The sequence below is a fragment of the Sphingomonas liriopis genome (assembly GCF_024211255.1).
GTDB classification, from domain to species: Bacteria; Pseudomonadota; Alphaproteobacteria; order Sphingomonadales; family Sphingomonadaceae; genus Sphingomonas; species Sphingomonas liriopis.
The window spans coordinates 65,406-85,093 of the sequence record NZ_JAMLDY010000016.1; the positions used below are offsets into that span (position 1 = coordinate 65,406).

Here is a 19,688-nt window from a genome sequence, read left to right on the forward strand (position 1 = left end):
CGGAACGTCGGAGCATAAACCAAGCTAGCCGATCTGGCGAAGGAAGGTCCACCGCGTTGGCGTTAGGATACCCTTGAAGTGTGACAACCGAGCGGTTGTGGCACCGCGCCAATGCGGGGCTTTTGGCCCGGCGACACTTAGACGGCAGCGACATTCAGCCGTGCCGCCGCAGCCACCAGCCGCGTTTTCATTAAATCCTCTCCTTAGGCCGAAGTACGATGGTCGTACAATCGATGAAAGAGTCAGCACGAGCAAGCCGCTAGCCGCCTACCCTATTCAAAACTACCCCACATAGGACCCACGTGGGCTGCCCTTGATAAGGGGCCTCCGCCGGACGTGTACCCGCAAGCTGCTGAAAGTGCCGTGAGACGGATGGTGCCGCTTGCAGGCCTCGAACCTGCGACCCCCGCACTTCGAATGAGATGTCCTCCCGAGGGTGCGTGGGTAAGATTCCCATCAGCTACCCACCGAGAGGCACTTACGGAAGGAGCAGCGACGCATCCCCGTAGGAGTAGAAGCGGTAGCCGTGCGCAATGGCGTGAGCGTAGGCCGCCTGCATCCGCTCGCATCCCATCAGCACCGATGCCAGCATGGGCAGCCCTATTGCGGCACCTTTAAGATTTCAGCGCTTTCCGCTGAGAGGCGTCAAATCACGCTGTCGTAAATGGCTTATCTCGGGTTATCTGCCGCTCCCACGGTCAGTCTTGTTGGAGAGGTCAGGCCGGCGGCTCCTTGTTAAAGGCGCGTGTAAGCTCGCCTACCACCACCCATCCAGGAGTACTCTACGGAAGCAACAGCGAAGCATCGCCGTAAGAGTAGAAACGATAGCCATTCTCTATCGCATAAGCGTAAGCGTCTTTCATCCTATCCAGCCCCATCAGCGCCGAAACCAGCATGAACAGGGTCGATTTGGGCAGGTGGAAGTTGGTGAGCAGGCCGTCGATGCCGCGGAATGTGTAGCCCGGGGTGATGAAGATCGCGGTGTCGCCCTCGAACGGGGCGATGCGGCCGTCGGTTTGCGCGGCGCTTTCGATCAGGCGAAGCGAGGTGGTGCCGACCGCGATCACCCGGCCGCCGGCGGCGCGGACGGCGTTGAGGCGGTCGGCGGTTGCAGCGTCGATGCGGCCCCATTCTGCGTGCATGCGATGGTCGGCGGTATCGTCCGCCTTGACGGGGAGGAAGGTGCCGGCGCCGACATGAAGCGTCAGCGTCTCGTGACCGATACCCGCCCCGGCAAGCGCGGCGATCAGCGCCGGCGTGAAGTGCAGCGCTGCGGTGGGCGCGGCGACGGCGCCCGGTTCGGCGGCGAACATCGTCTGGTAATCGGCGGCGTCCCGCGCATCGGTGGGGCGCTTGGCGGCGATATAGGGGGGCAACGGCATGCGGCCGGCGCGGTCGAGCAGCAATTCGACCGGCTCGTCGCCGGCGAAATCGAGCGCGAAGCTGCCGTCCTCGCCGCGGTCCGAGGCGGTGGCGATCACCCCGGCGCCGAAGTCGATTGCGTCACCGTCGCGCAGCCGCCGGGCGTTGCGGATGAAGGCACGCCAGCGTCGCGGCCCTTCGCGCTTGTGCAGCGTCGCGCCGATCTTCGCATCACCGCGCGTACCCTCGAGCTGTGCCGGGATGACGCGCGTGTCGTTGAACACCAGGCAATCGCCCGCGCGCAGCTGGCCGGGCAGGTCGCGCACCGACAGATCGCGCGTGTCCGCGCCGTCGAGCACGAGCAGGCGCGCGGCGTCGCGCGGCACCGCCGGCCGCAGCGCGATACGCTCCGGCGGCAGGACGAAATCGAACAGGTCGACCTTCACTTGGGCGTGCGGGCGGCCTTGGGGGTCGGCTTGGGCGCGGGCTTGGCAGGCGCACGCTTGGGGGCGGCGGTGCCGGCCGGGCCGACGCCGGGCAGCGTCACGGGGGCGCCGAGCGTCACCGGGGCGGGCGCCGCGACCGGCGTATAGGGCGGCGGATTGTCGGCGGCGATCGCGGCGCGGACGATCTTGGTCGGGTCCGTCGGCGGCTCGCCGCGCTCGATCGCATCGACATACTGCATGCCGTCGATCACCCGGCCGAAGACGGTGTATTTCTTGTCGAGGCTGAGCCGCGGCTGGAAGACGATGAAGAACTGGCTGTTGGCGCTGTTTACCGCATCGGCGCGCGCGGCGGAGACGGCGCCGCGGACGTGCGGCAGATAGTTGAATTCGGCATCGACGTTGGGCAGCGTCGATCCGCCGGTGCCGTCGCCCTTAGGATCCCCGCCCTGCGCCATGAAGCCGTCGATGACGCGGTGGAAGGCGAGACCGTTATAGAAGCCTTGGCGGGTCAGCGCCTTGACGCGTTCGACCATCTTGGGCGCGACGTCGGGACGCAGCCAGATGGTGACGCGGCCGCCGTCCGACAGGTCGAGCAGCCAGAGGTTCTCCTTGTCCGTGGTCAGCGGTGGGGTCGCGCGCCCCGGCATGTCGACGGGCACGTTCTGCGCCGCGGCGGGGATGGCGAGCAGGCAGAGGAGAAACGCGAACAGACGGGCGAACGGACGCATGGGATTTCCAACCTAGGTGATGCCGGGCGGCTTAGAGCAAATCGCCGATTGCACCAAACCGAACATCGTGGCGCGAATGGGGCAGGGGGCGCTTATCGTGTCGGTCGGGGTCGGTCGACCGCCGGAAGGGCTCCGTCACCCCGGACTTGTTCAGGGGTCCACTTCCCGGCCGGGCGAGGGACAAGAGGGTCGAGCTTCGCGGTTGCGGCACGGTGGACCCCGGAACAAGTTCGGGGTGACGGGGGAGGTGGGGCGAGGGGGTGGCCCGAGCATGCCGGGGCGGATCAGCTGCCCCTGCGGCCCATCACCTCGACGCGGGCGACGACTTCCTCGCAGACCGCGGGCGTGACGAAGCGGCCGATCGGGCCGCCGAACATGGCGATTTCCTTGACGAGGCGGCTGGCGATCGGCTGCAGCGCGACGTCGGCCATCAGGAACACCGTCTCGACCCGCGGATTGATCTGCTGGTTCATGCCGGCCATCTGATATTCGTATTCGAAGTCGGCGACGGCGCGCAGGCCGCGGATGATGACTTTCGCGCCTTCGCGCTCGGCGAAGTCCATCAGCAGCGAGTCGAACGCGACCACGTCGATCGCGCCGGCGATGTCCGCCACCTCGCGCCGGACGATCGCCATGCGTTCGTCGATCGTGAACATCGGCGATTTCGACGGATTGGTGGTGACGCCGATGACCAGCCGGTCGACCAGCTTGGCGCCGCGGCGGATGATGTCCATGTGCCCCAGCGTCACGGGGTCGAATGTGCCGGGATAGACGCCGATCCGCTCTGTCATTGCGATATCCCTTTGAAATTTATTGATTCTTGATAATCCGTTCGTGCTGAGCTTGTCGAAGTACGGTGAGTCTCAATGCCCTTCGACAGGCTCGAGGTGAACGGGTGGAGGTGTCGTCGTCCTACCGATCCCGTTCGACGACGTAGCGGGCGATGGCGCGCAGCACGTCGGCTTCGGGACCGTAGGCGTGCAAATGCTGCACCGCCTGGTCGACCAGCATGCGGCATTGTTCGCGCGCGCGGGTCACGCCGAGCAGCGACAGGAACGTCTCCTTGCCCGCCTCCGCATCCTTGCGCAGCGCCTTGCCGACCACCGCCTCGTCGCCCTCCGCATCGAGCAGGTCGTCGGCGATCTGGAAGGCGAGGCCAAGGTCGTGCGCATAGCCGCGCAAGGACCGCCGCCCTTCGGGCGCGACGCGGCCGAGGATCGCGCCCATCTCGACCGAGACGCCAATCAGCGCGCCGGTCTTCATCTGCTGCAACCGGGTGACGGTGGCGAGGTCGAAGCGAGAACGTTCGGCGACCAGGTCCATCATCTGCCCGCCCGCCATGCCGCCGGGGCCCGACGCGCGGGCGAGTTCGAACACCAGTTCGGCGCGGACGAAGGGGTCGGGATGCGTCGCGGGATCGGCGAGCACCTCGAACGCCAGCGCGTGCAGGCAGTCGCCCGCCAGGATCGCGGTCGCCTCGTCATACGCCTTGTGCACCGTCGGCTTGCCGCGGCGCAGGTCGTCGTCGTCCATCGCCGGCAGATCGTCGTGGATCAGCGAATAGACGTGGATCGCCTCGACCGCGGTGGCGACGTCGCCCGAACAGTCGCGATCCACCCCGAACAGATCGGCGGTGGCGCACAGCAGCAGCGGGCGCAGCCGCTTGCCGCCGCCGATCGCGGCATGGCGCATCGCGTGGTACAGATCGGCGCGGGGATCGTCGGGCACGGCGAGCAGCCGGTCGAAGCGCGCGTCGATGTCCGCGGAAACGCGCGCGAGCGCGGCGTCGAGCGGCGTGGTCACCCGATCAGCCTGCGGCAAAGGGGCGGGTACCGGCGGCCTTGCCCTCGGCATCGAGGCGGATCGCCTCGATCCGCGCCTGCGCGGCGTCGAGCCGCTCGGCGCAGCGCTGGCGCAGGCGGTCGCCGCGTTCGTACAGCTGGATCGATTCGTCCAGCGTCGCCTCGCCGCTTTCCAGCCGGCTGACGATGCGTTCCAGATCCTTGAGGGCGTCCTCGAACGACAGGGTTTCGATCGGCGTATCCATGGCGCGTGCTATGCGGCAGGGGCGGGGCGGGTGCAAGGACGGGCGGGGTGGTGGCCGGTGCGGCTCGCCGACCGATGCGGGCGGGCGGGACAGACGGGCGCCAAATATCCCGCGTCACCCCGGACTTGTTCCGGGGTCCACTCCGCGGCGAGGCGCACCGCATGTGATCGGAGCGATACGCCTGCGGAACGGTGGACCCCGGAACAAGTCCGGGGTGACGAAGGGGGTGGGGAGGCGTTCCGGTGCTCACGAACGCGGCGGGGATCGGGTCGTGGCGACGCGCGTTTCAGGGCCATGTTCACCAGCATCGATCCCGCGACCGGCCAGCCCGGCGCCAGCATTCCCGAACTCACCGCCGCCGAGCTGGAGGAGAAGATCGCGCGTGCCGAAACCGCCTATCGCGCGTGGCGGACGACGTCGCTCGACGAGCGCACCGCGTTGCTCGAGCGGATCGCCGAACAGTTCGACGCCAACACCCGCGAGCTCGCCGAAATCGCGACGCGCGAGATGGGCAAGACGCTGAAATCGGCGATTGCCGAGGTGCAGAAATGCGCCGCCGCCTTTCGCCATTATGCGCAGCAGGGGCCGGCGATGCTGGCGCCGACGCGTCTCGACACGCCCACCGGGCCGGCGATCACGCGCTGGTTGCCGCTGGGGCCGGTGCTGGCGGTGATGCCGTGGAACTTCCCTTATTGGCAGGTGGTGCGTTTCGCCGCGCCGACGATCCTTGCCGGCAATGTCGGGCTGCTCAAGCACGCCTCGCTGACGCAAGGGTGCGGCGCGGCTATCGAGCGGACGATCGTCGCCGCGGGGGCGCCCGCCGGGCTGTTCCAGAACCTCGCGATCAGATCCGACAAGGTCGATGCGCTGATCGCCGATCCCCGCATCGTCGCGGTGACGCTGACCGGGAGCGAAGGCGCCGGGATCAAGGTCGCCGAGGCGGCGGGGCGCAACCTCAAGAAGGTGGTGCTGGAATTGGGTGGATCGGATCCGTTCATCGTGATGCCGTCGGCCGATCTGGACGAAGCGGTGAAGCAGGCGGTGACCGCGCGTGTCCAGAACAGCGGCCAGTCGTGCATCTGCGGCAAGCGGATGATCGTCCATGCCGATGTCTACGACGCGTTTATGGAAAACTTCTCCGCGGCGATGCGCGCGGTGAAGGCGGGCGATCCGATGGACGCGGGCAGCGACATGGGGCCACTGTCGAGCGAGGAGCAGCGCCAGACGACACTCGACCAGCTGGCGGCGATCCAGGCGGCGGGCGGGCGGCTATTGTTCGGTGGCGAGGCGCTGCCGGGCAAGGGCGCCTATATGTCGGCGGGCGTGCTGGTCGACGTGCCGATCGACCACCCGGCCGCGCAGGAGGAGCTGTTCGGCCCGGTGGCGATGGTGTTCCGCGCCGCCGATATCGACGCGGCGATCGCGCTGGCCAACGACGTGCCGTTCGGGCTGGGATCGTCGGTGTGGACCAACGACGCCGCCGAGCGCGCGCGGTTCGAGCGCGATATCGAGGCGGGGATGGTCGCGGTCAACGCGATGCTCGCCTCCACCCCGGAGGCGCCGTTCGGCGGGATCAAGCGATCGGGCTATGGCCGCGAGCTGGGCCCTTATGGGCTGCACGAGTTCATGAATTTGAAGACGGTGTTCGGCTGATCCGACGCGTGCCCCCGTTCAGGTCCGGCGCGCGGTCCAAGTGTAGAGCACCGAGACGCCGACCAGCCCCAGGTCGATCGCCGCCTGGATACGGTGCGGGCTGGGATCACCGATATCGTGGGTCAGCAGGCGGATGTCCGGGGTGGGATGGCGCACGGCGGCGATCGTCAGTGCGGCCACGGCCACGATCGCCAACTTCCGATGGTTCGACATCGCTCTTCCTCCCAGCGATGCAGGCTTAGCAGAAGCCGTGGCGCGACGCCATGCCGGACAGCAAGGCGGGGTATTCAGGCGGCGCGGACCAGATCGGTGCCGACGCGCACGCGGTCGCGCCCCGCCGCCTTGGCCGCGAACAGCGCCTGATCGGCGCTGCGGTACATCGCCTTCCAGTCGGTCTCGCGCGGCAGCGCGCCGGTACAGGTGCCGATGCTGGCGGTGACGGTGAGGTCGAAGGGCATGCGCTCTTCGCGCAAGGTATCGAGCACCGCGCGCGCGTCGAGGGCGGCGGCCTGCGGCGTCAGGATGGCGAATTCCTCGCCGCCGACGCGCGCGACCAGCGACTGCGCCGCCGCCGCGGCACGCAATGCGCGGGCGATGACGCGCAGCACCTCGTCGCCGCCGTCGTGACCGATGGTTTCGTTGATGCTCTTGAAATGATCGATGTCGATCAGGATCAGCTGGTGCGGCTCGTCGCGGCCGATCGCGCTGTCCAGGAACGCGCGGCGGTTGAGCAGCCCGGTCAGCGGGTCGGTCGCGGCGAGCAGCCGTGCGGCGATCTCCTGCTCGCGCGCCTCGTCGCGCTCCAGGCTGAGCAGGCGGATGCGATAGGCGACGCCGAGCGACGACAGCGCCGCCTCCAGCGACATCGCGAGCAATGTCGAATTGTCGATCCACAGATGCCAGCCGATCACGTTGAACGCGGCGAGGACGCGGACCGAAGCGAGCGCGACCGGCGCCCCCCAGGCCAGAGCGAACACCCACAGGAAATTGCTTCGCCGTCGCCACGCACGCCACAGGATCGGCACCAGCAACGTGATGACGAGGAAGTAGCCCGCGGTGCTCAGCGGATCGGTGATATCGGCGAAGCGCGGTGACAGGATCGCATAGCTGGCGGTGGCGATCAGCAGAAAGCTGATCACCGCATTGCTGTAGTGTCGCAACCAGCCGTCGAAGACCCGCCGTTCGAGGAAGGCGCGTGCGAAGATCACCGCCGCGGCGGCCGACCAGGCCAGCAGCACATAGTTCAGCCGTTGTCGGTCGTTGTTGTCGATGGCGGTCCACTGGCCGAGCAGCCCCGACGAGCTGAACGCATAGGCGAGCAGGCACAATACCATCAGGCAATAGGCGGGCTGGAAAGCACGGCGCAGCGCCGCCCACAGCGCGAGATTGTAGATCAGCAGCGCCAGGCACATGCCGCCGAACGCCGCATACAACGCGGCCATGACGATCTCCGCCTTGGCGGTGGCGTGATGATCGGCGAGCGTCGGCCCGACCAGGATACCGCGGCGGTTGAGCGAGCCCTCGATGTGCCAGAGCAGCCGCACCGGCCGCGCCGCATGCTGGGGCAGCGCCATCTGCACGATCGCGCCGAGCATCAGGTGGCGGCCCGTGGTAGCGCTGGTGAAGCCGGTCCGGCGGATCGCACCGTCGGCGTAGAGGACGTAGAGCGTTAGGCGGTCCTGCCACAAGCTCGCCTGCCGCACCTGTTCGCCGTGACCGATGGCGGGCAAAGGTTGCGACAGCAGCCAGAAATCGCCGGTGCCGTACGCGGTCTGGCGGGTCGTGCAGTCGAACCGGGCGGGGTTCGCGAACAAGGCGGCGGGGCGCTCGCCGCCGGCGTCGGGCAGGACGCAGGTGCGCAGCGGCGTCATCGCCGCCATCGCCGGCGCGGCGAACAGGCCGGCGACGATCAGCAGCAGCAATACAGCGATTCGTCGCATCGGGAACCGGCCGGCCATGGCCCGATGCCTAACGCCGGCTTTGCAAACCTTTGGTAAATGGCGATTCAGGATATCGCGCGGCGGCCGCGATTGACAGGTCTGCCGCGCCGCGCTTGGAAGCGCGCCATGACCCCATGGAGCGAACCGCGTGTCGGCTGCGGTGCGGCGATCGTCGTCGATGGCCGCATCCTGCTGCTGCGCCGGCGGACCCAGCCGGAGGCGGGCTGCTGGGGCCTCGCCGGCGGCAAGATCGACCTGTTCGAGCCCGCCGAGGCAGCGATGCGGCGCGAGGTCGAGGAGGAACTGGGGATCGTCGTCGGCACCGCCGACCTGCTGTGTTTCGTCGACCAGATCGACGTGGCGGCGGGGACGCATTGGGTCGCGCCGATCTATCGCATCCGCGACTTCACCGGCGAACCGCGCAACGTCGAACCGGCCAAGCATGACGGGCCGGTCTGGTATCCGCTCGATGCGCTGCCCGAACCGCTGACGACGCCGACCAAGGCCGCGCTCGCCGCGCTGCTGCGCTCAGGTGATGCGGCCAGTCCAGCGCAGGCCGAGCACCGCGATCCGTCGCGGATCGATCGCGACGCGGAGCACCAGCGGCGGTAGCAGCGGGATGTCGGCGCGGCCGCGCGGGCGGGCGGGGCCATCGACGATCAGCTCGACCATCGCCGCGATCAGCCCCGCCGCCAGCCGTTGTTCGGCGCCCGTACCGAAGTGCGCGAGCAATCCGCGGACGCGGTGGCAGTCGGCGATCGCGGTGCCCGTCCATATCAGCGGCACGTCTCGCGTAGACGCGTCCGGCGTGAGGCCGTCGCTGCGGGGCGCCGGCGGCGGTGGCATGGAACGGTCGCCGCCGGCGCGCTGTTCGACCAGCGCGGCGATCAGGTCGGGCGGCACCGTGCCGCGCCGTTCCGCCCGGGCGAGATGCCAGCCACCCAGCCAGCGCGCCACCGTCTCGCTGTCGACGATCCGCCCCGCCGCAAGGTCGGCGAGCGCCGCCGTATCGGCATCGCCGCCGGAGGGCGACAAGGGAGCGTCGGACGGTTCCACGCGTCGACGTTACCACGAAAACGGATCGAACCACGGGCGGTTCGATCCGTTTCGGAGTCATTATTTGGCGTCGACGGGTTCCGCCTTGCCCTTCTTGCGCGGCTTCTTGGGCGCGGCGGGCTCGATGGCGAACGACAGCGCGCCGTCCTTCATCCTGACAGTCACTTCGCCGCCATGGACCAATTTGCCGAACAGCAGTTCCTCCGCGAGCGGTTGCTTGATCTTCTCCTGGATCAGGCGGCCCATCGGGCGGGCGCCGTAGAGCTTGTCATAGCCCTTTTCGGTCAGCCAGCTCTTCGCGGCATCGTCCAGGTTGATGTGGACGTTGCGGTCGGCAAGCTGCAACTCGAGCTGCAGGATGAACTTGTCGACGACCCGCGCGACGACCTCGGTGGGGAGGTAGCCGAACGGCACGATCGCATCCAGGCGGTTGCGGAATTCCGGCGTGAACATCTTCTGCACCGCCTGCTCGTCCTCGCCCTCGCGGGTGAGGTTGCCGAAACCGACCGTCTCGCGCGCCATGTCGGCGGCACCGGCATTGGTGGTCATGATGAGGATGACGTTGCGGAAGTCGACCGACTTGCCGTGCTGATCGGTCAGGCGCCCGTTGTCCATCACCTGCAACAGGATGTTGAACAGATCGGGATGCGCCTTCTCGATCTCGTCGAGCAGCAGCACGCAATGGGGATTCTGGTCGACCGCATCGGTCAGCAGCCCGCCCTGATCGAAGCCGACATAGCCCGGAGGTGCACCGATCAGCCGGCTGACCGAATGGCGCTCCATATATTCCGACATGTCGAAGCGCTGCAGCGGGATGCCGAGGATCGTCGACAGCTGCTTGGCGACCTCCGTCTTGCCGACGCCGGTGGGGCCGGTGAACAGGTAATTGCCGATCGGCTTTTCGGGATCGCGCAGGCCGGCGCGGCTGAGCTTGATCGCGCTTGCCAGCTTCTCGATCGCCGCATTCTGGCCGAAGACGACGCGCTTGAGGTCCGTTTCCAGGCTGGCGAGCGCCAGCGTGTCGTCGGTGCTGACCGATTTCGGCGGGATGCGCGCCATCGTCGCGATGACCGCCTCGATCTCGCGTGCCGTGATCGTCTTCTTGCGCTTGTTGGCGGGCACCAGCATCTGCATCGCGCCGACCTCGTCGATCACGTCGATCGCCTTGTCGGGCAGCTTGCGGTCGTTGATGTAGCGTGCACTCAATTCCACCGCCGACTTGATCGCGTCGGGGGTGTATTTGACCTTGTGATGGTCCTCGAACGCGGTGCGCAGGCCGGCGAGGATCTTGATCGTATCCTCGATGGTGGGCTCGTTGACGTCGATCTTCTGGAACCGGCGCAGCAGCGCGCGGTCCTTCTCGAAGTGGTTGCGGAACTCCTTGTACGTCGTCGAGCCGATGCAGCGGATCGTCCCGCCCGACAGCGCGGGTTTCAGCAGGTTCGACGCATCCATCGCCCCGCCGCTTGTTGCGCCGGCACCGATGACGGTGTGGATTTCATCGATGAACAGCACCGCATGCGGCAGCTTCTCGAGCTCGTTGACGACCGCCTTCAGCCGCTCCTCGAAATCGCCGCGATAGCGCGTGCCGGCGAGCAGCGCGCCCATGTCGAGGCTGTAGATCACCGCTTCCCTAAGCACGTCGGGCACCTCGCCCTCGACGATCTTGCGCGCGAGGCCCTCGGCGATCGCGGTCTTGCCGACGCCGGGATCGCCCACGTACAGCGGATTGTTCTTCGAACGGCGGCACAGGATCTGGATCGTGCGATCCACCTCCGGCCCGCGACCGATCAGCGGATCGACCTTGCCGTTCTTCGCCTTTTCGTTGAGGTCGACGGTGAACTGCTTGAGCGCGCTTTCGCTCTTGCCTTTGTCCTGCCCCTTGGGCGCCTTGTCCTCCTCGACGCCCTTGGGGGTCGGCGTTTCGGCGGCCGCGCCGCCCTTGCCGACTCCGTGGCTGATGAAGCTGACCGCGTCGAGCCGGCTCATGTCCTGCTGCTGCAGGAAATAGACCGCATAGCTTTCGCGCTCGCTGAACAGCGCGACGAGCACGTTGGCGCCGGTCACCTCGTCGCGGCCCGACGACTGGACGTGCAGGATCGCGCGCTGGACGACGCGCTGGAAGCCGCTGGTCGGCGACGGATCGGTCTGCGCATCGACCTTGAGCGCGTCCAGTTCGGTGTCGAGATAGTGGGCGACGGTGGTCTTCAGCTCGCCGAGATCGACGTGGCACGCCTCCATCACCTTGGAGGCATGTTCGTCGCCGATGAGCGCGAGCAGCAGATGTTCGAGCGTCGCATATTCGTGCCGACGCGAGGACGCGGCCTCGAGCGCCTTGTGCAGCGTGGTCTCGAGCGCGGGGGCGAAGGATGGCATTCAGGTTACTCCAGTCGGGCCGCGACGTGATGCGCTGCCCTTTCCAACCATGTCGGTACGGGCGGGCGTTGCATCAAGCTCTTGACGTCGCGACCGGAACGCCGGGCTGATTGCCCATCCGGTGCGGCGGAGGCTCATCGCCTGAATAACGCGTCGGCGCTTGCGCGATGGTTAACGGCGCGCGTCATCGCGGTGCGGGTACGGGCGATCTCACCCTCCAGCGCGGCGATGCGCGCCTCCAGTTCGGCGACCGACAGCGGGTCGAGGTCCTGCCGCAGCAGGGCGGCGAGCGCATCGTCGGCGCGCGAGGGAGCGTCGTCCGGGTCCATCGTTCCGCCAACGTTGACCCCCGGCCATCCGATGTCAATAAGGCAGCCGGGGACTCCCTTACGAACAGGATGCTGGCGGATGAGCGAATTGCCCCGGACGATGCAGGCGATCGACCCCGAAGCACCCGGCGGGCCGGAGGTGCTGCGACCGGTCGAGCGGCCGGTGCCGCAGCCCGGTGGCGGCGAGGTGCTGATCCGCGTCGCCGCCGCCGGGGTCAACCGCCCCGACGTATTGCAGCGCAAGGGCGGCTATCCGCCACCGCCGGGCGCGCCGTCGATTCCGGGGCTCGAGATCGCCGGCACGATCGTCATGGTGGGCGAGGGCGTCGACGACGCGCTGCTCGGCCAGCCGGTCTGCGCGCTGCTGGCGGGCGGCGGCTATGCCGAATATGCGGTCGCGCCCGCCGGCCAGTGCCTGCCGGTGCCGCACGGGCTGGAGATGGTCGAGGCGGCGGCGATCCCCGAAACGCTCTTCACCGTCTGGACCAATCTGTTCGAACGCGCCTTCGCGACCGAGGGTGACAGCGTGCTGGTCCATGGCGGCACCAGCGGCATCGGCACGATGGCGATCGCGCTCGCCAGTATCTTCGGGCTGACGATCATCGTCACCGCCGGCTCCGACGCCAAATGCGCGCGCGCGCTGGAACTGGGGGCGGATCACGCGATCAACTACAAGAGCAACGATTTCGTCGCGCGGGTAAAGGCGATCACCGACGGCAAGGGCGTCACCGCGGTGATCGACATGGTCGGGGGCGACTATGTGCCGCGCAATCTCCAGTGCCTGGCCGACGACGGCCGCCACGTCTCGATCGCGGTACAGGGCGGCGCGCAGGCGACGATCCCGATCTTCGAGATCATGCGCCGCCGCCTGACGCTCACCGGCTCGACGCTGCGCGCGCGCGACACCGCGTTCAAGACCTTGGTCGCCGACGAGATCGCCCGCACCGTCTGGCCACACGTCGAGGCCGGCCGCCTGCGCCCGGTGATCGACCGGACCTTCCCGCTTGCCGAGGCCGCCGCGGCGCATGCGCGGATGGAGGAGGGGGATCACGTGGGGAAGATCGTGCTGACGATGTAAGCGCGAACGGTGGGGGTGGGCGGCCTCACAAAGCACCACCTTGCCCTTCTGCCACACGCGCAGTACATCGGACGGTGCAAGCGGCCGCTCCGGTAAGGGGCGGCCCTATTCATTTCCGACGGAGTTTTCCCCGTGGCCCAGCCGCTCATGCCCCATGCGACCGCATCCTGGATGGTCGATAACACGTCGCTGTCGTTCGACCAGATCGCCGATTTCTGCGGTCTGCATATCCTCGAAGTGCAGGCGATCGCCGACGACACCGCCGCGACCAAGCTGACCGGGCGCGATCCGATCCGCACGCACGAGGTGACGCAGGAGGAGGTCGACAAGGGCCAGGCCGATCCGTCGTACCGCCTCAAGATGATCAAGGGTCCCGAGCAGGTCCGCCGCACCAAGGGCCCGCGCTACACGCCGGTGTCGAAGCGTCAGGACAAGCCCGACGGCATCGCCTGGATCATCCGCAACCACCCCGAGATCACCGACGGCGCGATCAGCAACCTGATCGGCACCACCCGCACGACGATCGCCGCGATCCGCGACCGCAGCCACTGGAACATCGGCAACATCACGCCGAAGGATCCGGTGACGCTGGGCCTGACCACGCAGCGCGAGCTCGACGCGGCCGTCGCCAAGGCGTCGAAGGCGTCGGGCAACGAAGCCGCGCCGACCGACACGCGGCTGGAGGGCGATCGCGAGGCGCTGATCGCGAGCCTGCGCGCCGAGCGCGACGCGGCGGCGCGGGGTGTCGACGTGGATCACAACGATCCGGCGGCGGCTGCGGCGGCGCTGTTCCAGGACCCGTTCAAGCGCTGATCGGGTAAGCGGCGGCGATCGCCGCTGTCCCCATTCCACCGTCACCCCGGACTTGTTCCGGGGTCCACTCTGCGGCGGGGCGTAGGGATCGCGCCTCTTGCTCCGCGCTCGCGGCACGGTGGACCCCGGAACAAGTCCGGGGTGACGAAGGGGGTTTGGCGGGTGTCCGCCTTCCCTCTGGCGCCCGGTCCCGCGCTGGACTAGCCTCTCCCAAACCCCTGGGAGAGCACCATGTGCGACGAACTGACCGCCGCCGATACGCAAGCGCATCTGTCCCGCCGCCAGTTCGGCGCCGCCGCCGGTGCGGTCGGCGTCACGATGGTGTTGCCCGCCGCGCCGGCGAACGCCAGGCCGGTCAAGGGCCGCGATGTCGTCGTCGCCACGCCCGACGGCCAGTGCGACGCCTATTTCACCGCGCCGACCAGCGGCAAGCACCCCGCGGTGCTGATGTGGCCCGACATCATGGGGTTGCGGCCGGCGTTCCGGCAGATGGCCGACCGGCTCGCGCAGTCGGGCTATGCGGTGCTGGTCGTCAACCAATTCTACCGCGCCACCAAGTCGCCGATCGTCCAGCCGGGCGAATCGTTCGACCAGCCCGCGGTGCGCGAGCGGATCATGCCGTGGCGCGCGGCGCTGACGGCGGAGGCGACGACGCGCGACGGCATTGCCTTCCTCGCCTTCCTCGACAAGCAGAAGGAGGTCGACACCAAGCGCGGCGCCGGTTCGGCGGGCTATTGTATGGGCGGGCCGATGGTGTTGCGCACCGCGGCGGCGGTGCCGGGGCGCGTGCATGCCGGCGCGTCCTTCCATGGCGCGGGGCTGGTGAGCGAGGCGCCCGACAGCCCGCACCGGCTCGTGCCGGGGCTGCGCGGCGGCTATCTGATCGCGATCGCCACCAACGACGATGCGCGCAGTCCGAACGACAAGGTCGCGCTGCGCGATGCCTTCGCCGCCGCCAAACGCCCTGCCGAGATCGAGGTGTATGACGGTGCGATGCACGGCTGGTGCGTCATCGACAGCAAGGTCTACAATCAGCCGCAGGCCGAGCGCGCCTGGGGCCGGATGCTCGACCTGTTCGCCAAAAATCTGTGATGGGGGATGCCATGACCGCCGATCTGACGCTCTACACCAATCCCATGTCGCGCGGCCGCATCGCGCGCTGGATGCTCGAGGAGGTCGGCGTCGCCTATGACGTCGTGATGCTCGACTACGGTTCGACGATGAAGCAGGAGCCGTATCTGTCGATCAATCCGATGGGCAAGGTGCCCGCGATCGTCCACCGCGGCCGGACGGTGACCGAAGGCGCGGCGATCTGCGCCTATTGCGCGGAGGCGTTTCCCGAGGCGGGCCTCGCGCCGAACGACGACGAGCGCGCGGACTATTACCGCTGGCTGTTCTTCGCCGCGGGTCCGGTGGAAGCGGCGATCACCAACCGCTCGCTGGGGGTCGAGCCAACCGCGGACCAGCAGCGGATGACGGGATATGGCTCGTACGAACGCGTCGTCGACGTGCTCGAACAGGCGGTGTCGGCGCACGATTACATCGCCGGCGACCGCTTCACCGCCGCCGACGTCTATGTCGGGTCGCAGGTGATCTGGGGCGCGCAGTTCGGCTCGCTGCCCAAGCGGCCGGCATTCGATGCCTATATTGCGCGGCTGGTGACGCGGCCGGCGTATCTGAAGGCCGCCGAGCTGGACGATGCGGCGATGGCGCCGGCTTAAGGGCGGATAAAAGCGGCTTCACCAGCACTAACGGAGGAGGAAGGCGGTTGCCGGGATCAGCGTCCCGGCTTCGCCACCTCGACCGCATAGACGTGACCCGCGCCCCACATGTTCGACCGGAACACCAGCCACTTTCCGTCGGGGGTGAAGCTCGCGTTGGGTTCCGAGCGATAGTCGTGGTTGCGGAGATCGACCAGCCGCTCGACATCGACCGCGCCCGGTGTGATGAGGTCGGCGCTGTTGGCGGCGTGGATGCCGGCGACGTCAGAAATGGCGCGCGGGCGCAGCAGCTGGATGTATTTGCCGTCGGGGGCGTGCGCCGCCATCTCGGGATCGCCGCCGTCGCTCGCAAAGACGCTGCCGTCGGGCGCGCTGTTGAAGTGCACGCCCCAGGCGTTGCGATCGATATGATACCAGCGCCGCTTGGCGGTGCCGACGTCGTAGCCCGCGACCCAGAAATCCACGCCGCGCGGCGTCTGCAGGTCGTACCAGACGGTCCTGCCGTCGCGCGCCCACCATTCGTGGCCGGCGATCTCCATGTTGATCGTCCGGGTATGGATCAGTTTGGGCCGATCGGGGCGATCGACGCGGATCAGCCACATCCGGTCGACGACGTGCCAGTTGCCCTCATGGCAATAGAGCAGCAGGCCGGGATCGGTCGGCGAGAATTGCAGGTGGTTGAGCCAGTCGGTGGACGCGGTGATCGTCTTCTTCGCACCGGTAGCGATGTCGATGGTGAAGATCTCCATCGGGATGCGCTGCATCAGCCGGCGGTTGATCTGCACCTCGCGCCCCTCGGCATAGGTGAGCTTTTCGCCATTGGAACCGCGTTCGTCGGCGGGGTCGCGGGTGGTGAGCACGCTGCCCGGGTTGACGCCCGCGCCGGCACCTGCGCCGGTGTTGCGCGCGCCGGCGAACAGCGTCTCGTCGGCGTTGATCGTCGCGATCGAATAGCCCGGTTGCAGGTCGGCGATCCGCCGGCTTTTGCCCGTCGCGATGTCATAGCCCATGATCGTGCGCGGCCCCCGCTGCGGCATCGCCGCGGCGACCTTCGCATCATGCCCCTGCGTCTGTTCGAGCGCGGTCAGATAATAGACCGTGCCGGTGCGATGGCCGACGAACTGCAGGCTGACGCGGCCGGGCACGATCAGCTTCGAGCCCCAGGTCTTGAGGTCGAGCGCCATGATCCCGCTCGGCGAACTGTACGCCATCCAGCGGCCATCGGGGGTGTAGCTGTTGACGTTGAAATAGGTGCTGCTGCTACCCGGCTCGTCGGAGATGCGGACGAGGCGATGGCCGGTGGTGGCGTCGATCCAGCTCTTCGGCGGCGTCGCCTGCGCGCCCGGCTTCGCGGTCAGCACCGGTGTGGTCTGCGCCGATGCCACCCCCGCGGCGGCGCAGAGCAGAGCGGCGATCCAGAGCTTCATGACGGCATCCTCTTCTATCGTTGCCGATGAAGTCTCACACTATAGATCGATGGTCCATCATTTAATGGGTGGGGCCGGATCAGCGCGTCATCGAGAACGGCCGTACAGCGCGTTCGCTGCCCCAGATTTTGTCCGGCACCGCGCCCATCGTGAAGCGCAGCTCGCCGCCGCTGCGGATCTCGTCGTCCCCCACATACGTGCGGGTCAGCGGCTTGCCGTTAAGCCGTACCCCGGTCAGGTAGCGGTTCGCCGGGGATAGCCCGTCCGCGACCACGGTGAAGCGCTTGCCGTCGGGCAGGGTGATCGCCGCGCGCGCGACGAACGGCCGGCCGATGACATATTCATTCGATCCCGGCGCGACGGGGTAGAAACCCAGCGCGGTGAAGACTAGCCACGCCGACATCTGGCCGAGATCGTCGTTGCCCGACAGGCCATCGGGCGTCGGCTTGTATTGCGACGCGACGATCTGCGCGAGCCGCTCCTGCGTCCGCCACGGCGCACCGGCATAGCTGTAGAGATAGGCGACGTGATGGCTCGGTTCGTTGCCGTGGATATATTGACCGATCAGTCCGGCGATATCCTCGGCGTGGCTATAGTCGAGCTTGGAAGTGTCGTAATCGAACATCGCGTCGAGCTTGGCGATCGCCTTCGCATCGCCGCCGAGCAGGCGGAACAGCCCCGCCTGATCCTGCGGCACGAACCAGCTATATTGCCAGGCGTTGCCTTCGGTATAATCCGATCCGTAGTTGATCGCGGTCGGATCGAACGGCGTGCGGAACGCGCCGGACGACAGCCGCGCGCGCAGCCAGCCGCTCTTCGCGTCGAAGCTGTTGCGCCAGTTGCCCGCGCGCTTCGCGAACCGGTCGGCGACATCCTTGCGCCCCATCGCGCCCGCCATCCGCGCGATCGTCCAGTCGTCATAGGCATATTCGACCGTCTTCGACGCCGCCTCCGGCTCCTTGTCGATCGGCACGTAGCCGCGCGCGATATAGTCGCCCAGGCCGCCGTAGGGTGCGTAACTGGCGCTCGCGACCATCGCGTCGAGCGCGGCATCGGCGTCGAAACCGCGAAAGCCCTTCAGATAGGCGTCGGTGATCACCGGCACCGCGTGATAGCCGATCATCGTCCACGTCTCGCGCCCGGCGAACTGCCACACCGGCAGGATGCCGTCGGGGCTGTTGCGGCGGCTCTCGATCAGCGAATTGACGACGTCGTTGGTCGTCGCGGCGGGCTGGACCAGCGTTAGCAGCGGATGCTCGGCGCGGAACGTGTCCCACAGCGAAAAGGTCGAGCGGACGGTGAAACCCTTCGCGGCATGCACCTGATCGTCGGGCCCGCGATAGCGGCCGTCGGCATCGCTCCACACGCTCGGCGCGAGCAGGCTGTGGTAGAGCGCGGTATAGACGCTGGTCCGCATCGGCGCGGGCGCATCGATCTCCACCCGGCCGAGCGCCGCGGTCCAGGCGGCGGTGGTTGCGGTGCGGATCGCGTCGAAACCGCCCGGCTCGGCGGCTAGGTTGGCGACCGCGCCATCCTCGTCCACCCCCGACAGCGCGACCTTCACCTCGAGCGGCGCGGCGAGCGTGCCGAAATCGAGCCGCGCCTCCAGCGCCTTGCCCAGCTTCTCGGCGACGGCATCGCTGCCGCGTCCCGGCCCCTGAAAGCCCTTGTACGGCACGTCCGTGTCGCGATCGACGAAGGCGTGGCCGGTCAGCGGTGTCGAAAAGCGCATCGCGAAGAACAATTTGCGCCCCGGCGCCCAGCCGCGCGTCTCGCGGAAACCGGTCAGCGTGCCGTCGGGGCGCAGGTGCAGCCCCGACCACAGGATCTTGCCGGGATAATCGTACAGCGACGAGCGCAGGTCGATCAGCAGATGTGCCGCCCGTCCTTTCGGAAAGGCATAGCGGTGGACGCCGACGCGCGTCCCCGCGGTCAGTTCGGCGGCGATCCCGCTGTCGGTCAGCTTCACCGCATAATAGCCCGGCTTCGCGCGCTCGGTCGCGTGATCGAAGCGCGAGCGATATCCCGATCCGGGCACTTTGGCATCGCCCGGGTCCATCCGCACCGTCTCGCCCGCCTGCGGCATGACCAAAAGATCGCCGAGATCGGAATGGCCCGCGCCCGAGAAATGCGTGTGGCTGAACCCCTGGATCGTCGGGTCGTCGTAGCGATAGCCTGCAGCATGGCCGTAGCAGGCGCGCAAGGCACAGGTCGCATCGGTGTCCGGCGACAGCTGTACCATCCCGAACGGTGCGGTCGCGCCGGGAAAGGTGTGGCCTTCGCCACCGGTGCCGATCATCGGATCGACCGCATCGATCGGGGCGGGGACGCTCTGGGCGACGGCGGTCGCGGAGAGCGAGGCGGATAGAAGGAGCAGGAGCACGCGCATGCCCTTGTTTAAGCAGGGGCATGCGGACATTGTCCAATGGAGGTTGAGGCGTGTTGCCGTTTGCCCCCTCACGATGTTTCGGGGTGTGAACGAAACCTCACCGCATGGCGCCTCCCCGGCGAAGGCCGGGGTCCAGTTGGGCGAGCATCTGCCATGACGTACGAGCGCTGACCTAACTGGACCCCCGTGTGTTGCAGATATGCGATAAGGATGGCGGGCGGGAGACCGTTGGACCCCTGGCACGGAGATGCCGCAGTCCGGCTCGGTTCCCCGCCCGCGTTGGTCACACACCTGAACAGTTGCATGAGGCTGCTGGCACCAGA

At 67.8% G+C, this 19,688-nt stretch carries 19 protein-coding genes; 6 read left to right on the plus strand and 13 right to left on the minus strand.

Annotation, left to right across the window (positions count from 1 at the left end):
- Positions 1–478: 478 nt before the first annotated feature.
- The 6 genes from M9979_RS13235 to M9979_RS13260 all read right to left on the minus strand — a co-directional run bounded on the left by M9979_RS13235 (position 479) and on the right by M9979_RS13260 (position 4,583).
- The gene (locus M9979_RS13235) at positions 479–592 is read right to left on the minus strand and encodes an S-adenosylmethionine:tRNA ribosyltransferase-isomerase (RefSeq protein WP_422922100.1); all 114 of its coding nucleotides are present in this window, start codon (positions 590–592) and stop codon (positions 479–481) included.
- A 190-nt stretch (positions 593–782) separates the two neighbouring features.
- Positions 783–1,808: a tRNA preQ1(34) S-adenosylmethionine ribosyltransferase-isomerase QueA gene (queA, locus tag M9979_RS13240; protein WP_254289836.1), complete on the minus strand. Its 1,026-nt coding sequence runs from the start codon at positions 1,806–1,808 to the stop codon at positions 783–785.
- Positions 1,805–2,536, minus strand: a complete 732-nt coding sequence (locus M9979_RS13245) for a peptidylprolyl isomerase (protein ID WP_254289837.1) — start codon at positions 2,534–2,536, stop codon at positions 1,805–1,807. The genes queA and M9979_RS13245 overlap by 4 nt, the downstream gene beginning before the upstream one ends.
- A 284-nt stretch (positions 2,537–2,820) precedes the next feature.
- A complete protein-coding gene (coaD, locus tag M9979_RS13250) occupies positions 2,821–3,327 on the minus strand; it encodes a pantetheine-phosphate adenylyltransferase (protein WP_254289838.1) in 507 nt (168 codons plus the stop codon).
- Positions 3,328–3,448: 121 nt separating this feature from the next.
- Positions 3,449–4,390: a polyprenyl synthetase family protein gene (locus tag M9979_RS13255; RefSeq protein ID WP_422922103.1), complete on the minus strand. Its 942-nt coding sequence runs from the start codon at positions 4,388–4,390 to the stop codon at positions 3,449–3,451.
- The gene (locus M9979_RS13260; RefSeq protein ID WP_254289840.1) at positions 4,344–4,583 is read right to left on the minus strand and encodes an exodeoxyribonuclease VII small subunit; all 240 of its coding nucleotides are present in this window, start codon (positions 4,581–4,583) and stop codon (positions 4,344–4,346) included. Before M9979_RS13260 ends, M9979_RS13255 begins: the two co-directional genes overlap by 47 nt.
- Before the next feature lie 294 nt (positions 4,584–4,877).
- Here M9979_RS13260 and M9979_RS13265 point away from each other — a divergent pair, with 294 nt between their 5' ends.
- The gene (locus M9979_RS13265; RefSeq protein WP_254289841.1) at positions 4,878–6,236 is read left to right on the plus strand and encodes an NAD-dependent succinate-semialdehyde dehydrogenase; all 1,359 of its coding nucleotides are present in this window, start codon (positions 4,878–4,880) and stop codon (positions 6,234–6,236) included.
- 18 nt (positions 6,237–6,254) lie between these two features.
- Here the strand turns inward: M9979_RS13265 and M9979_RS13270 are convergent, their stop codons facing one another.
- Together M9979_RS13270 and M9979_RS13275 are read right to left on the minus strand one after the other, a co-directional pair.
- On the minus strand, positions 6,255–6,422 hold the full coding sequence (locus M9979_RS13270; RefSeq protein WP_422922106.1) for a hypothetical protein: 168 nt from the start codon (positions 6,420–6,422) through the stop codon (positions 6,255–6,257).
- Between the two features lie 101 nt (positions 6,423–6,523).
- Positions 6,524–8,194 carry a sensor domain-containing diguanylate cyclase gene (locus tag M9979_RS13275; protein ID WP_254289843.1) on the minus strand — a complete coding sequence of 557 codons (1,671 nt, stop codon included), beginning with the start codon at positions 8,192–8,194 and terminating at the stop codon, positions 6,524–6,526.
- Between the two features lie 108 nt (positions 8,195–8,302).
- Between M9979_RS13275 and M9979_RS13280 the strand changes: the two genes are divergently transcribed.
- Positions 8,303–8,788, plus strand: coding sequence for an NUDIX domain-containing protein (locus M9979_RS13280; protein WP_254289844.1), 486 nt, complete (start codon positions 8,303–8,305; stop codon positions 8,786–8,788).
- Here M9979_RS13280 and M9979_RS13285 read toward each other — a convergent pair.
- From M9979_RS13285 to M9979_RS13295, 3 genes are all read right to left on the minus strand, one after another.
- Positions 8,705–9,232 carry a hypothetical protein gene (locus tag M9979_RS13285; protein ID WP_254289845.1) on the minus strand — a complete coding sequence of 176 codons (528 nt, stop codon included), beginning with the start codon at positions 9,230–9,232 and terminating at the stop codon, positions 8,705–8,707. The genes M9979_RS13280 and M9979_RS13285 overlap by 84 nt on opposite strands.
- A gap of 60 nt (positions 9,233–9,292) precedes the next feature.
- On the minus strand, positions 9,293–11,608 hold the full coding sequence (gene clpA / locus M9979_RS13290) for an ATP-dependent Clp protease ATP-binding subunit ClpA (RefSeq protein ID WP_254289846.1): 2,316 nt from the start codon (positions 11,606–11,608) through the stop codon (positions 9,293–9,295).
- Positions 11,609–11,742: 134 nt separating this feature from the next.
- Positions 11,743–11,937, minus strand: a complete 195-nt coding sequence (locus M9979_RS13295) for a DUF1192 domain-containing protein (RefSeq protein WP_254289847.1) — start codon at positions 11,935–11,937, stop codon at positions 11,743–11,745.
- A 79-nt stretch (positions 11,938–12,016) separates the two neighbouring features.
- On the opposite strand from M9979_RS13295, the gene M9979_RS13300 reads away from it, so the two are divergent.
- The 4 genes from M9979_RS13300 (at position 12,017) to M9979_RS13315 (ending at position 15,549) form a co-directional block, all read left to right on the plus strand.
- The gene (locus M9979_RS13300; RefSeq protein ID WP_254289848.1) at positions 12,017–13,015 is read left to right on the plus strand and encodes an NAD(P)H-quinone oxidoreductase; all 999 of its coding nucleotides are present in this window, start codon (positions 12,017–12,019) and stop codon (positions 13,013–13,015) included.
- Between the two features lie 132 nt (positions 13,016–13,147).
- A complete protein-coding gene (locus tag M9979_RS13305) occupies positions 13,148–13,828 on the plus strand; it encodes a cell cycle transcriptional regulator TrcR (protein ID WP_254289849.1) in 681 nt (226 codons plus the stop codon).
- 231 nt (positions 13,829–14,059) lie between these two features.
- A complete protein-coding gene (locus M9979_RS13310; RefSeq protein ID WP_254289850.1) occupies positions 14,060–14,920 on the plus strand; it encodes a dienelactone hydrolase family protein in 861 nt (286 codons plus the stop codon).
- 11 nt (positions 14,921–14,931) lie between these two features.
- Positions 14,932–15,549 carry a glutathione S-transferase family protein gene (locus M9979_RS13315; RefSeq protein ID WP_254289851.1) on the plus strand — a complete coding sequence of 206 codons (618 nt, stop codon included), beginning with the start codon at positions 14,932–14,934 and terminating at the stop codon, positions 15,547–15,549.
- Positions 15,550–15,605: 56 nt separating this feature from the next.
- Here the strand turns inward: M9979_RS13315 and M9979_RS13320 are convergent, their stop codons facing one another.
- Both M9979_RS13320 and M9979_RS13325 read right to left on the minus strand, forming a co-directional pair.
- Positions 15,606–16,976, minus strand: a complete 1,371-nt coding sequence (locus tag M9979_RS13320) for an oligogalacturonate lyase family protein (RefSeq protein ID WP_254289852.1) — start codon at positions 16,974–16,976, stop codon at positions 15,606–15,608.
- A 79-nt stretch (positions 16,977–17,055) separates the two neighbouring features.
- Positions 17,056–19,365: a GH92 family glycosyl hydrolase gene (locus M9979_RS13325; protein ID WP_254289853.1), complete on the minus strand. Its 2,310-nt coding sequence runs from the start codon at positions 19,363–19,365 to the stop codon at positions 17,056–17,058.
- Between the last annotated feature and the right edge of the window lie 323 nt (positions 19,366–19,688).